This window comes from Pseudomonas sp. TTU2014-080ASC (assembly GCF_001446935.1).
In the GTDB taxonomy this organism is placed as follows: Bacteria; Pseudomonadota; Gammaproteobacteria; order Pseudomonadales; family Pseudomonadaceae; genus Aquipseudomonas.
The window spans coordinates 518,931-531,965 of record NZ_LKKK01000002.1 but is presented as its reverse complement, the minus strand read 5'-3'; the positions used below and the strand labels follow the sequence as shown (position 1 = coordinate 531,965).

Below are 13,035 nucleotides of genomic sequence, written 5' to 3'. Positions count from 1 at the left end.
ATTTTCCTTAGTTCAGAAACAGGAGGACGGCGAGCACCAGCACGGCGCCCCCGACGATCGAAGTTGCATACCAGCGCACCTGGCCAGTCTCACTGCGGGTCACCAGCGCGTTACCGCCCCGAACCAAACGCGGCACCAGACCAATCGTGCGGTCGATCGGATCAATGTGCAGGATGCGGCAGAAGAACAGGTACGGCTGCACAAAGACCTTGTCATACAACCAGTCGAAGCCCCATGCAGCGAACCACCAAGCCGACAGGAAACGGCCCGGCCCGCTTTGCGCAACAGCAGTCGCAAAGCTGCGTTTGCCGAGGAACAATAACGCCGCCAGCACAATACCGATCACCGCCACCACACCGGAGATGATTTCCAGCGTGTGCTTAAAGTCGCCGCCGGCGTGGCCTGCGCTTTCTGGCAGAACACCGGCCAGCGGCGGCGTGATCAGCGCACCGACGAAAGTCGACAGCACAATCAGCACCATCAGCGGCAGGTTGTAGGCAATGCCATGACCTGCGTGGGCTTCGGTCTTCTGCTCGCCGTGGAAGGCGATGAAGATCAGGCGGAAGGTGTAGATCGACGTCAGGAAGGCTCCGGCCAGACCTGCATACAGCAGCTCTTGGTGGCCACTGGCGAAGGCTTCCCAGAGGATTTCATCCTTGGACCAGAAACCGGCAGTAATCAACGGCAAAGCGGCCAGTGCAGCACCACCGACGATAAAGCTGGCGTAAGCCAACGGCAGTTTTTTCCACAGGCCGCCCATTTTGAAGATGTTCTGCTCGTGGTGGCAGGCGTTGATCACCGCACCGGAAGCAAGGAACAGCAGCGCCTTGAAGAAGGCGTGGGTCATCAAGTGGAAGATCGCCGCATCCCATGCACCTACGCCCAGGGCAAGGAACATGTAGCCGATCTGGCTCATGGTCGAGTAGGCCAGAATGCGTTTGATGTCGGTCTGTACCAGCGCGGCAAAGCCTGCCAGCACCAGCGTCACACCGCCGACGATACCGACCAGTTCAAGGATGTCCGGAGTCAGCAAGAACAGGCCGTTGGTACGGGCAATCAGGTACACACCCGCGGTCACCATGGTCGCCGCGTGGATCAGCGCCGACACCGGAGTCGGGCCTGCCATCGCGTCCGCCAGCCAGGTTTGCAGCGGCAGTTGCGCCGATTTACCCACAGCGCCGCCGAGCAGCATCAGGGTCGCCAGCCACAGCCAGGTGTCCCCTTCCACGTACTTCTGCGGAGCCAGCACCATCAGCTCCTGAATGTTCAGGGTGCCGAGGTTGAGGAACAGCAGGAACAGGCCGATCATCAGGAACACGTCACCAATACGGGTGACGATAAAGGCCTTCAGCGCCGCATTGCCGTTCGGCACGTGCTTGAAGTAGAAACCGATCAGCAGGTACGAGCACAAGCCCACGCCTTCCCAGCCGAAGAACAGCACCAGCAGGTTATCGCCCAGCACCAGCAGCAACATGCTGAAGATGAACAGGTTGGTGTAGGCGAAGAAGCGCGAGTAGCCCTCTTCACCGCGCATGTACCAGCTGGCGAACATGTGGATCAGGAAGCCCACACCGGTCACCACGCCGAGCATGGTCAGCGACAGGCCATCCAGATACAGGGTGAAGGTCGTTGCAAAACCGGCCACGCTCATCCACTGCCACAGCTGTTGGGTGAATACCCCATCTGCCGGCGGATTGGTGTTGAACTGGAAGATCAGCCAGGCTGAAACCAGCGCCGACAAACCCACCGAGCCAACGCCGATCAGCGCAGACAGATTCTCGGAGAAACGCCCACGGGAGAAGGCCAGCAGGAACCAGCCAATCAGTGGAAACACTAAAGTCAGGAATAAGAGGTTCATCCGCGCATCTCGCTGGCAGCGTCGACATCGAGGGTGTTAAAGCGGCGATAGAGCTGCAACAGAATCGCCAAACCGATGGAAGCTTCAGCAGCCGCCAAGGTAATCACCAGAATGAACATCACCTGGCCATCCGGCTGAACCCAGCGGCTGCCTGCGACCACAAAGGCCAGCGCAGTAGCGTTCATCATGATTTCCAGGCTCATCAGCACGAACAGGATGTTGCGGCGCACCATCAGGCCAATCAGGCCGAGGCTGAACAGCACGCCGGCCAGCGCCAGGCCGTGCTCCAGAGGAATAGCATTCATGCAGTTGGCTCCTTGGCATCGTGGCGACCCAGGTGATAAGCGCTGACCAGCGCACCCAGCAGCAACATGGAAGCCAGTTCGACTACTAGCAGATACGGGCCAAACAGAGAAATACCCACCGCTTTCGCATCAACCGTTTCCAGACCCAGAGCAGCACCGCTCGGGGATTGGAACAGCACATAGAGCAATTGCCCCAACAGCAGCGCCGAGAGAATCGCAGGCCCGGCCCAGATACCCGGAGTCAGCCATTTGCGCTCCTGCTCTACGGCAGCATGGCCGAGGTTGAGCATCATCACCACGAACACAAACAGCACCATAATGGCACCAGCGTAAACGATGATTTCCAGCGCTCCGGCAAACGGCGCACCGAGGGCGAAGAAGGTCATAGCCACAGCCAGCAGGGAAATGATCAGGTACAACAGGGCATGCACCGGGTTACTCGAGGTAATCACCCGGAATGTTGCCGCGACCGCCACACCAGCGGCGAGGTAGAAAGCAAATTCCACGATACGCTCCTTAGGGCAGCAGGCCTTTGACGTTGATCGGTTCGGCTTCGCTCTGGGCAGCGCCTTTCGGCTTGCCAGCAATCGCCATACCCGAGACGCGGTAGAAGTTGTATTCCGGGTTTTTGCCCGGGCCGGAAATCAGCAGGTCTTCCTTCTCGTACACCAGATCCTGACGCTTGTACTCACCCATCTCGAAATCCGGCGTGAGCTGGATCGCAGTAGTCGGACAGGCTTCTTCACACAGACCACAGAAGATGCAGCGCGAGAAGTTGATGCGGAAGAACTCCGGATACCAGCGACCGTCGTCTTTCTCTGCCTTTTGCAGGGAGATACAGCCCACCGGGCAGGCCACTGCACAGAGGTTACAGGCCACGCAGCGCTCTTCACCGTCAGGGTCGCGGGTCAGAACGATACGGCCACGGTAACGCGGCGGCAGATACACCGGCTCTTCCGGGTATTGCAGGGTGTCGCGCTTGCGGAAGCCATGGCTGAAGACCATGACCAGGCTGCGCAGTTGGGTTCCAGTGCCGACCAGCACATCCCAGATGTATTTGAACATTGCGATTACTCCTTACTGGGCCGCGGCCAGCACAAAGGCGCCGGTCACCAGCAGGTTGATCAGGGTCAGCGGCAGGCAGAACTTCCAGCTGAACGCCATGACCTGGTCATAGCGCGGGCGCGGGATCGACGCACGCAGCAAGATGAAGATCATGATGAAGAAGCAGGTCTTCAGGGCGAACCAGAAGAACGGAATCTGCGGCAGCAGATCGAACGGCCCGTGCCAGCCACCAAAGAACAGGGTTACCAGCAGCGCCGAGACAGTAACGATGGCGACGTATTCACCGACGAAGAACATGCCCCATTTCATACCGGCATATTCAATGTGGTAACCGTCGGCCAGTTCCTGCTCCGCTTCCGGCTGGTCAAACGGGTGACGGTGGGTCACCGCAACCGCTGCGATAAAGAAGGTACAGAAGCCGAAGAACTGCGGAATGATGAACCACAGGTTCTGCGCCTGATACTCAACGATGTCGCGCATGTTGAACGAGCCGACCTGCGCCACCACGCCCATCAGGGCCAGGGCCAGGAACACCTCGTAAGACACGGTCTGGGCCGACGCACGCAGCGCACCGAGCAGGGCGAACTTGTTGTTACTCGACCAACCGGCGAACAGCACCGCGTACACGGAGAGGCCCGCCATGGCGAAGAAGAACAAGATGCCGATGTTCAGGTCCGCCACACCCCAGGTCGGCGTGATCGGAATAATCGCAAAGGCCATCAGCATGGCCGCGAAGGCGATCATCGGCGCCAGGATAAAGATGAACTTGTCGGCGAATGGAGGCGTCCAGTCTTCCTTGAAGAACATCTTGATCATGTCCGCACCGAGCTGGAACATGCCGAACGGGCCAACGCGGTTCGGACCGTAACGGTCCTGCCACCAGCCCAACAGACGACGTTCGACAAAGCTCAGCAGTGCCCCGCAGAGCACCACAACCACCAGAATGACCAGCGCTTTGAGCACTGCAATCAGCACATCGACCACTTCAGGTGTCAGCCAGCTCATTGCGCGACCTCCTGCAGACCCGTGACTACAGCGTGCGACGTCAGTGCCGGAATACCCGGCAGACCAACCGGCAGCCCCGCTACGCCAATGGCCAGATCATCGCTGACCTGCAGCGGCAGACGCAGGGTCTGACCGGCTACGTTAAGGCTGACCAGTGCACCTTCTTTGGCACCCAGTCGCTCAGCTTCGGCAGTTGCCAGCAGCACGTAAGGCTGCGGCATGCGCTCCTGAATCGGCTTGGCCAATGCAGAGGTTTCATCACTGCCGAACAGGTGGTGCAGGCGTACAACCTGCAACGTGCCCTGCTCCGGATTGAAGGCTGCCGGTACTGCAAACCAGCTCAGCACGTCACCCTTGGCTTCGATCAGGCGTACACCCGGATCACCGGCACGCAGATGGCCACCGACTTCGTCCTGGAACTTGTTCCAGGCTTGCGGTGAGTTCCAACCCGGCGACCAGGCGAATGGAATCTGCTGGCGATCTTCTTTAGTGCCCGCGTAACCTTCCATAGAGAAAGCAAACGGCGAGTCCTGATCCTGCGGCTGACGCGGTTCGTGCACGCTGATATTGGCGCGCATGGAGGTGCGGCCACTGTAGCGGTGCGGCTCACGGGCCAGTTTCAGGCCTTTGATACGGAACGAGGCGCTTGGCGCTGCCTCGCCGATACGGGCCAACAGTGTGTTACTGGCGGCACAGGCTTCAGTCACTTGATCCAGCTGAGTCCAGTCCACAGCCTTGCCTTGCAGGGTGCTGTGCAGGGCGTGCAGCCAGCGCCAGCCTTCACGGACCAGAATGCTGCTGTCGTAGTAGCTCGGCTCAAATACCTGGAAGAAGCGCTGAGCGCGGCCTTCCAGACTGACCAGCGTACCGTCGCCTTCAGCGAAGCTGGCCACCGGGAGCAGCAGGTGCGCTTTGTCGCTGGTGGCGGTGTGCTGATGGTCAGCAACGATGACGACCTTGGCCGCGGCCAGAGCCGCATCCACCTTGGCACTGTCGGCGCGGCGGTACAGATCGTTCTCCAGCACCACCACAGCATCGGCATTACCACTGCTGAGTGCGTTCAGCGCGTCGTCCAGCGACTGGCTGTCATCACCGGCCAGCAGGGCCAGACCCATGCTGTTGGCTTCAGGGACAACCAGGCTGATCGAACCTTGTTTTTCGCGATTCTTCAGGGCGCTGGCGATGTTAGCAGCAGCCTCAATCAGGCTCTTCTCTCCCAGCGATGCACCGGCAACCACCAGCGGACGCTTGGCTTCAAGCAGCGCTTCGGCAATCAGCTGCACCAGCTCGTTGGCTTCAGCGTCCAGACCGGTTACCGCCGGAGCGCTCGGATCGATGGCGTGGGCCACGGCAAAGCCGATACGGGCTAGATCAAGCGGCGCGGCATGTACACAGGCTTCGGCCACATCATCCAGACGGGTAGGCGCCACGCTGGCAATAAACATCGGGTGCAGTTCACCTTGGGCGACGTTGTTCACTGCCGCCATGTGCCAATCCTGAATCCGCGCAGAGGCGGCGATTTCGGTGGCTTTGCCTTTTACCGCCTGACGCAGGGCCAGAGCCATGCGGGCAGCGGTTTGGGTCAGGTCTTCGCCGAGGACGAAGATGGCGTCATGCAGTTCCACTTCACGCAGGGTCGGCACCGGCAGCGGGCCGTTCTGCAGGATGTCGCGGATCAGGCGGATATTGGCCAGCTCTTCAGCGGCAATGCCGGTGGAGTAGTTGGCAGCGCCGACCAGTTCACGCAGGGCGAAGTTGCTTTCCAGGCTGGCACGCGGCGAGCCGATACCGATCACACGCTTGCCTTTAAGCAGCTCGGCGGCTTTATCCAGCGCAGCGTCGATACCCAACTGCTGGCTGCCGTTCGCGCTTTGCAGCAGCGGCTGGCGCGGACGGTCGCTGCGGTTAACGTAGCCATAGCCGAAACGACCACGGTCGCACAGGAAGTACTGGTTCACGTCACCGTTAAAGCGGTTCTCGATACGGCGGATTTCGCCATAACGCTCGCCCGGGCTGGTGTTACAGCCACTGGAGCAACCGTGGCAGATGCTCGGGGCAAACTGCATGTCCCACTTACGGTTGTAGCGCTCAGAGTGAGTCTTGTCGGTGAACACACCGGTCGGGCAGACCTCAACCAGGTTGCCGGAGAACTCGCTTTCCAGCGTGCCGTCTTCAACGCGACCGAAGTACACGTTGTCATGGGCACCGTAGACACCCAGATCGGTGCCGCCGGCGTAATCCTTGTAATAACGCACGCAGCGATAGCAGGCGATGCAGCGGTTCATCTCGTGTGCGATGAACGGGCCGAGTTCCTGGTTCTGGTGAGTGCGTTTGGTGAAGCGATAACGGCGCTGGTTGTGGCCGGTCATCACCGTCATGTCTTGCAGGTGGCAGTGACCGCCCTCCTCGCACACCGGACAGTCGTGCGGGTGGTTGGTCATCAGCCATTCAACGACGCTGGCGCGGAACTGCTTGGCTTCCTCGTCGTCGATGGAGATCCAGGTGTTGTCAGTGGCAGGCGTCATACAGGACATAACAAGGCGACCACGGGTGTCGTTCTCGTCGTTGTACTGTTTGACCGCACACTGGCGGCAGGCGCCGACGCTTCCGAGCGCCGGGTGCCAGCAGAAGTAAGGGATATCGAGCCCCAGAGACAGACAGGCCTGTAGCAGGTTGTCCGCCCCATCGACTTCGAAATCTTTGCCGTCTACGTGGATAGTGGCCATGGTTCAGGTTTCTTCTTTACCCGCCGAAGCAGGCTTGGCTAATGGAATCACGGTGTGCCGGTGGCCGCTTTGGCGGCCTCCCTGGCGCTAATCTTTACGCGTGGACAAACTGCCCAGGCGCTGCCGGAGCTGCGGAGCTGGCCACGCCAGCCTCGAACTCCGAGCGGAAATACTTGATCGCACTGCCCAACGGCTCGACGGCACCTGGTGCGTGAGCACAGAAGGTCTTGCCTGGGCCAAGGAAGTTGACCAGCCCCAACAGGGTGTCAATGTCCTCACGAGTACCCTGCTTGCGCTCCAGCGCCCGGAGCATCTTCACGCTCCACGGCAAGCCGTCACGGCACGGCGTACACCAGCCGCAGGATTCACGGGCGAAGAACTCTTCCATGTTGCGCAGCAGCGAGACCATGTTGATGCTGTCGTCTACCGCCAGCGCCAGGCCAGTGCCCATACGGGTGCCGACCTTGCCGATACCACCGGCGTACATCAGTGCATCCAAGTGCTCAGGCAGGAGGAAGCCAGTACCGGCACCACCAGGCTGCCAGCACTTCAGCTTGTAACCGTCGCGCATACCGCCGGCATAGTCTTCAAACAGCTCGCGGGCGGAAATACCAAACGGCAGCTCCCACAGACCGGGGTTCTTCACCTTGCCGGAGAAGCCCATCAGCTTGGTGCCGTGGTCTTCGCTTTCCGGGCGGGCCAGGCTCTTGTACCAATCCACACCGTTACCGACGATGGCCGGGACGTTGCACAGGGTTTCAACGTTGTTCACACAGGTCGGCTTGCCCCATACACCCACAGCAGCCGGGAATGGCGGCTTGGCACGTGGGTTGGCGCGGCGGCCTTCCAGCGAGTTGATCAGCGCTGTTTCTTCACCACAGATATAGCGACCAGCGCCGGTGTGTACGAACAGTTCAAAATCAAAACCGCTGCCGAAGATGTTCTTGCCCAGCAGGCCAGCGGCCTTGGCTTCTTCAATGGCACGGTTGAGGTTGGCGGCGGCATCAACGTACTCGCCACGCAGGAAGATGTAGCCGCGATAAGCCTTCAGCGCACGGGCGGAAATCAGCATGCCTTCGATCAGCAGGTGTGGCTGCTGCTCCATCAGCATGCGGTCTTTCCAGGTGTTCGGCTCCATTTCATCCGCGTTGCACAGCAGGTAGCGGATGTTCATGGACTCATCAGCAGGCATCAGGCCCCACTTAACGCCAGTGGGGAAGCCTGCACCACCGCGACCTTTCAGGCCTGAATCTTTCACGGTCTGGACGATATCGGCCTGAGCCATTTCGGTCAGGGCCTTGCGAGCAGCAGCGTAGCCGTTCTTGGAACGGTACTCTTCAAGCCATACTGGCTGGGCGTCGTCACGCAGACGCCAAGTCAGCGGATGGGTTTCTTCGGTGCGGGTAATCCGGTTGGCCGGGCCAATGGAAGTCAGCGTCTTGCTCATACGTAGGACTCCAGCAGTTTGGCCACGCCTTCCGGCTGCAGGTTGCCGAAGGTGTCGTCATCAATCATCACCGCCGGAGCCTTGTCGCAGTTACCCAGGCAGCACACGGGCAGCAGGGTGAAACGACCGTCAGCCGTGGTCTGCCCGGGGACAATGCCCAACTGCTGCTTGATGGTGTCCAGTACGCCCTCATGACCACCGATGTAGCAGGTCATGCTGTCGCATACGCGGATGATGTGACGCCCAACCGGCGAGCGGAAAATCTGGCTGTAGAACGTCGCTACGCCTTCCACATCGCTGGCCGGGATGCCAAGAATCTCGCCAATCGCGTCGGCAGCGCCATCTGGCACCCAGCCACGCTCTTTCTGGACGATTTTCAATGCTTCGATGGACGCCGCGCGCGGGTCCTCGTAATGGTGCATTTCGTGCTCAATGGCCGAGCGTTCGGTATCGCTGAGGACGAAACGGTCAGTCTGAATCAACGTGCTCATAATCAGCGGTCCACGTCAGCCATAACAAAGTCGATACTGCCCAGGTACACAATCAAGTCCGCCACCATGCTGCCGCGGATCACCGACGGGATCTGTTGCAGGTGCGCAAAGCTCGGCGTACGGATGCGCGTGCGGTAGCTCATGGTGCTGCCGTCGCTGGTCAGGTAGTAACTGTTGATACCCTTGGTTGCCTCAATCATCTGGAACGACTCGTTGGCCGGCATCACCGGGCCCCACGAGACTTGCAGGAAGTGAGTAATCAGGGTTTCGATGTGCTGCAACGTGCGCTCTTTCGGCGGCGGCGTGGTCAGCGGGTGATCCGCCTTGTACGGGCCTTCCGGCATGTTGCGCATGCACTGGTCGATGATCTTGATGCTCTGGCGCATCTCTTCCACACGCACCATGCAGCGGTCATAGGCATCACCATTAACGGCCAACGGCACTTCGAATTCGAAGTTCTCATAGCCGGAATACGGGCGCGCCTTACGCAGGTCGAAATCGCAACCGGTAGCGCGCAAGCCAGCACCGGTGGTACCCCACTCCAGGGCTTCCTTGGTGTTGTACTGGGCAACACCAACAGTACGGGCCTTGAGAATACTGTTACGCAGTGCGGCCTTTTCGTACTCGTCGAGACGCTTCGGCAGCCAATCCACAAATTCTTTCACCAAACCTTGCCAGCCACGCGGCAGGTCATGGGCCACACCACCGATGCGGTACCAAGCTGGGTGCAGGCGGAAGCCGGTGATGGCCTCAATCACTTTGTAGGCCCGCTGACGGTCAACGAAGGTGTAGAACACCGGTGTCATCGCGCCAACGTCCTGAATATAAGTACCGAGGAACAACAGGTGACTGGTGATGCGGAAGAACTCGGCCATCATGATGCGAATCACGTCGACCCGTTGCGGCACCTTGATACCCGCGAGTTTTTCCACCGCCAGTACATACGGCAAGTTGTTCATCACACCGCCGAGGTAGTCGATACGGTCAGTGTATGGGATAAAGCTGTGCCAGCTCTGGCGCTCACCCATCTTCTCGGCACCACGGTGGTGATAACCGATATCAGGCACGCAATCGACGATCTCTTCGCCGTCGAGCTGCAGAATGATGCGGAAAGCACCGTGTGCCGAAGGGTGGTTTGGGCCGAGGTTGAGGAACATATAGTCCTCATGCTCGTTGCCGCGTTTCATGCCCCAGTCTTCTGGCTTAAAGCGAGCGGCTTCTTCTTCCAGGTCCTGCTTGGCACGGGTCAGGCTGAACGGATCGAACTCGGTAGCACGCGCCGGGTAGTCTTTACGCAGCGGATGACCTTCCCAGGTCGGCGGCATCATGATCCGGCTCAGGTGCGGGTGACCGGTGAAATTGATGCCATAAAGGTCCCAGACCTCACGCTCATACCAGTTGGCGTTCGGCCAGATACCGGTGACGCTCGGCAGGTTCAGATCACCCTCGCTCAGGGCGACCTTGATCATCACGTCGCTGTTACGCTCCAGCGACATCAGATGATAGAACACAGTAAAATCGGCGCCCGGCAAGCCGCGGCGCTGGGTGCGCAGGCGCTCATCCACACCATGCAGGTCATACAGCATGACGTAGGGGCGCGGCACATTACGCAGGAAGGTCAGTACTTCAACCAATCGTTCACGGGCAACCCACAAAACGGGCATGCCAGTGCGGGTGTTTTGGGCGGTGAAGGCATCAGCGCCAAAACGGGAATTCAGTTCGACAACCACATCTTGGTCGTCAGCCTTATATGGCGGTATGGACAGAATGCTGTCTGCAGTCATGATCTCGGTCGCTATCGGTCAACGGCGTCTGTAGGCGGGCCCAATCGGGCCCGGACTTACACTTCGTCGGGGCTACGCAGATTGGTTACGGCGATACGCTGTTCGCGGCGCTGCTCTTTCTGCGACGGCATCTCAGCACGGTAAATGCCTTGATCGCCAACGACCCAGGAAAGCGGACGACGCTCCTTGCCAATAGATTCCTGCAGCAACATCAAACCTTGCAGGAAAGCCTCAGGACGGGGTGGGCAGCCGGGAATATAGACGTCTACCGGCAAGAATTTGTCGACACCCTGAACCACGGAATAGATGTCGTACATGCCGCCGGAGTTGGCGCACGAGCCCATCGAGATCACCCACTTGGGTTCGAGCATCTGGTCATACAGACGCTGAATCACAGGGGCCATTTTGACGAAGCAGGTCCCTGCAATGACCATGAAGTCGGCCTGACGCGGCGATGCCCGAATAACTTCAGCACCGAAGCGGGCAACGTCATGCGAAGGCGTAAAGGCCGTGGTCATTTCCACATAGCAGCAGGAAAGACCGAAGTTATACGGCCACAGGGAGTTTTTGCGCCCCCAATTGACTGCGCCATTAAGCACGTCTTCTAGTTTGCCCATGAAGACGTTCTTATGAACCTGATCCTCTAATAACGGGTCAGAAACAGTCTCCCGCTCACCGATCGGATACTGCTCGTTAGGCGCATCCGGATCGATCCGAGTAAGTTTGTATTGCATCGCCAAAGCCTCATTGTTTTAGCTTCGCCTGCCGAGCACGACGGCCCTCGGGTGCCCAATCGAGCGCACCGATACGCCATAGGTAGACAAGACCTGCCAACAGAATTGCTATAAAGACTGTAGCTTCGATCAGGCCCGCCCAGCCGCTTTCGCGTACTGAGACTGCCCAAGCGAAGAGATAGAGGGCTTCGACGTCGAAGATCACGAAGAGCATCGCGACCAGATAGAATTTGGCGGACAGACGCAGGCGCGCACTGCCGACCGGCAGCATGCCGGATTCGAAAGGATCGTTCTTGCTGCGACCCCAGGCCTTGCTTCCAAGCAGGCTGGAAAGGCCCAGCATAAACGCGATGAGTCCACAGACTCCTAAAAGAAAAACTGCAAAAGCCCAGTTCTGGGACATGGCGGTTACCACATCAGGCATGCCGGTTCTCCTTGGGTAAAGGGGCGGCTTTATTGATTTTACTGTTCGAGCATAGCCCCGGTTCAGGCCACGCCCCTCAAAGTGTGCGCAATTCTATTCGCCTGCGAACATATTTGGTAATTTTTTTCAATTCCACAGGCCTGCGGCACTATACCTCACCTTAAGAAGAAAAGCGTCTAACTACGCCTATAGAAGTAGGAGCAGGGATCAATGGTTGGTTCTGTTGAATGCAGCGGCTATGCTACAGAGCATTTCAATGGATAAAGACTATGACCCTTACTGAACTGCGCTACATAGTCACCCTTGCTCAGGAACAGCACTTCGGCCGAGCCGCTGAGCGCTGCCATGTGAGTCAGCCGACTCTGTCAGTCGGGGTGAAGAAGCTGGAAGACGAGCTAGGTGTTCTGATTTTCGAACGCAGCAAAAGTGCCGTCCGCCTTACTCCGGTTGGAGAAGGTATCGTCACTCAGGCTCAGAAAGTTCTGGAACAAGCTCAAGGTATTCGCGAGCTGGCCCAGGCCGGCAAGAACCAAATGGCGGCACCGCTCAAGATCGGCGCGATCTACACCGTAGGGCCTTACCTGTTCCCTCACCTGATTCCGCAGTTGCATCGCGTTGCGCCGCAAATGCCTCTCTATATAGAAGAGAACTTCACCCACGTCCTGCGTGACAAACTGCGCAACGGCGAACTGGACGCGATCATCATCGCCTTGCCGTTCCACGAAGCCGATGTACTGACCAAGCCACTGTACGATGAACCCTTCTTCGCCCTGATGCCTGCCGATCACCCTTGGTGCCAGATGGAGACCATCGATCCCAAGCTGCTTAACGACAAGAGCCTACTCTTGCTAGGTGAAGGTCATTGCTTCCGTGATCAGGTCCTGGAGGCTTGTCCGACCATTCGCAAAGGTGGCGAGGACAACGTCAAGCACACCACCATCGAATCTAGCTCACTGGAAACTATCCGCCATATGGTGGCTTCCGGCCTGGGTGTATCGATTTTGCCGCTGTCTGCCGTGCACAGCCACCACTATGCCCCCGGCGTGATCGAAGTACGCCCGCTCAGCGCGCCAGTGCCGTACCGCACGGTGGCCATCGCCTGGCGAGCCAGCTTCCCGCGGCCAAATGCAATTGAAGTACTGGCCGACTCGATTCGCCTGTGCTCTGTCAGCCAACCAAGTCAGCCTCGAAATTAA

At 58.9% G+C, this 13,035-nt stretch carries 12 protein-coding genes; 1 reads left to right on the top strand and 11 read right to left on the bottom strand.

Annotated elements, in window-relative coordinates; all coding sequences use genetic code 11:
* Window positions 1-7: 7 nt before the first annotated feature.
* The 11 genes from nuoL to AO726_RS07890 all read right to left on the bottom strand — a co-directional run bounded on the left by nuoL (window position 8) and on the right by AO726_RS07890 (window position 11,839).
* A complete protein-coding gene (gene nuoL, locus AO726_RS07940; RefSeq protein WP_058067530.1) occupies window positions 8-1,858 on the bottom strand; it encodes an NADH-quinone oxidoreductase subunit L in 1,851 nt (616 codons plus the stop codon).
* Window positions 1,855-2,163 carry an NADH-quinone oxidoreductase subunit NuoK gene (nuoK, locus tag AO726_RS07935; RefSeq protein WP_058067529.1) on the bottom strand — a complete coding sequence of 103 codons (309 nt, stop codon included), beginning with the start codon at window positions 2,161-2,163 and terminating at the stop codon, window positions 1,855-1,857. The genes nuoL and nuoK overlap by 4 nt, the downstream gene beginning before the upstream one ends.
* A complete protein-coding gene (gene nuoJ, locus AO726_RS07930; RefSeq protein ID WP_058067528.1) occupies window positions 2,160-2,669 on the bottom strand; it encodes an NADH-quinone oxidoreductase subunit J in 510 nt (169 codons plus the stop codon). The genes nuoK and nuoJ overlap by 4 nt, the downstream gene beginning before the upstream one ends.
* A 10-nt stretch (window positions 2,670-2,679) precedes the next feature.
* On the bottom strand, window positions 2,680-3,228 hold the full coding sequence (gene nuoI / locus AO726_RS07925) for an NADH-quinone oxidoreductase subunit NuoI (RefSeq protein WP_058067527.1): 549 nt from the start codon (window positions 3,226-3,228) through the stop codon (window positions 2,680-2,682).
* Window positions 3,229-3,240: 12 nt separating this feature from the next.
* Window positions 3,241-4,233, bottom strand: a complete 993-nt coding sequence (gene nuoH / locus AO726_RS07920) for an NADH-quinone oxidoreductase subunit NuoH (protein ID WP_058067526.1) — start codon at window positions 4,231-4,233, stop codon at window positions 3,241-3,243.
* Window positions 4,230-6,959, bottom strand: coding sequence for an NADH-quinone oxidoreductase subunit NuoG (nuoG, locus tag AO726_RS07915; RefSeq protein ID WP_058067525.1), 2,730 nt, complete (start codon window positions 6,957-6,959; stop codon window positions 4,230-4,232). The genes nuoH and nuoG overlap by 4 nt, the downstream gene beginning before the upstream one ends.
* 94 nt (window positions 6,960-7,053) lie before the next feature.
* On the bottom strand, window positions 7,054-8,406 hold the full coding sequence (gene nuoF / locus AO726_RS07910) for an NADH-quinone oxidoreductase subunit NuoF (protein ID WP_058067524.1): 1,353 nt from the start codon (window positions 8,404-8,406) through the stop codon (window positions 7,054-7,056).
* Window positions 8,403-8,903 carry an NADH-quinone oxidoreductase subunit NuoE gene (gene nuoE / locus AO726_RS07905; RefSeq protein ID WP_177330548.1) on the bottom strand — a complete coding sequence of 167 codons (501 nt, stop codon included), beginning with the start codon at window positions 8,901-8,903 and terminating at the stop codon, window positions 8,403-8,405. The genes nuoF and nuoE overlap by 4 nt, the downstream gene beginning before the upstream one ends.
* On the bottom strand, window positions 8,900-10,681 hold the full coding sequence (gene nuoC, locus AO726_RS07900; protein WP_058067522.1) for an NADH-quinone oxidoreductase subunit C/D: 1,782 nt from the start codon (window positions 10,679-10,681) through the stop codon (window positions 8,900-8,902). Before nuoC ends, nuoE begins: the two co-directional genes overlap by 4 nt.
* A 56-nt stretch (window positions 10,682-10,737) precedes the next feature.
* On the bottom strand, window positions 10,738-11,415 hold the full coding sequence (locus tag AO726_RS07895) for a NuoB/complex I 20 kDa subunit family protein (RefSeq protein WP_058067521.1): 678 nt from the start codon (window positions 11,413-11,415) through the stop codon (window positions 10,738-10,740).
* Window positions 11,416-11,425: 10 nt separating this feature from the next.
* Window positions 11,426-11,839: an NADH-quinone oxidoreductase subunit A gene (locus tag AO726_RS07890; protein WP_058067520.1), complete on the bottom strand. Its 414-nt coding sequence runs from the start codon at window positions 11,837-11,839 to the stop codon at window positions 11,426-11,428.
* Between the two features lie 269 nt (window positions 11,840-12,108).
* On the opposite strand from AO726_RS07890, the gene AO726_RS07885 reads away from it, so the two are divergent.
* Entirely contained in the window at window positions 12,109-13,035 is a 927-nt protein-coding gene (locus tag AO726_RS07885) for a hydrogen peroxide-inducible genes activator (RefSeq protein ID WP_058067519.1), read from the top strand.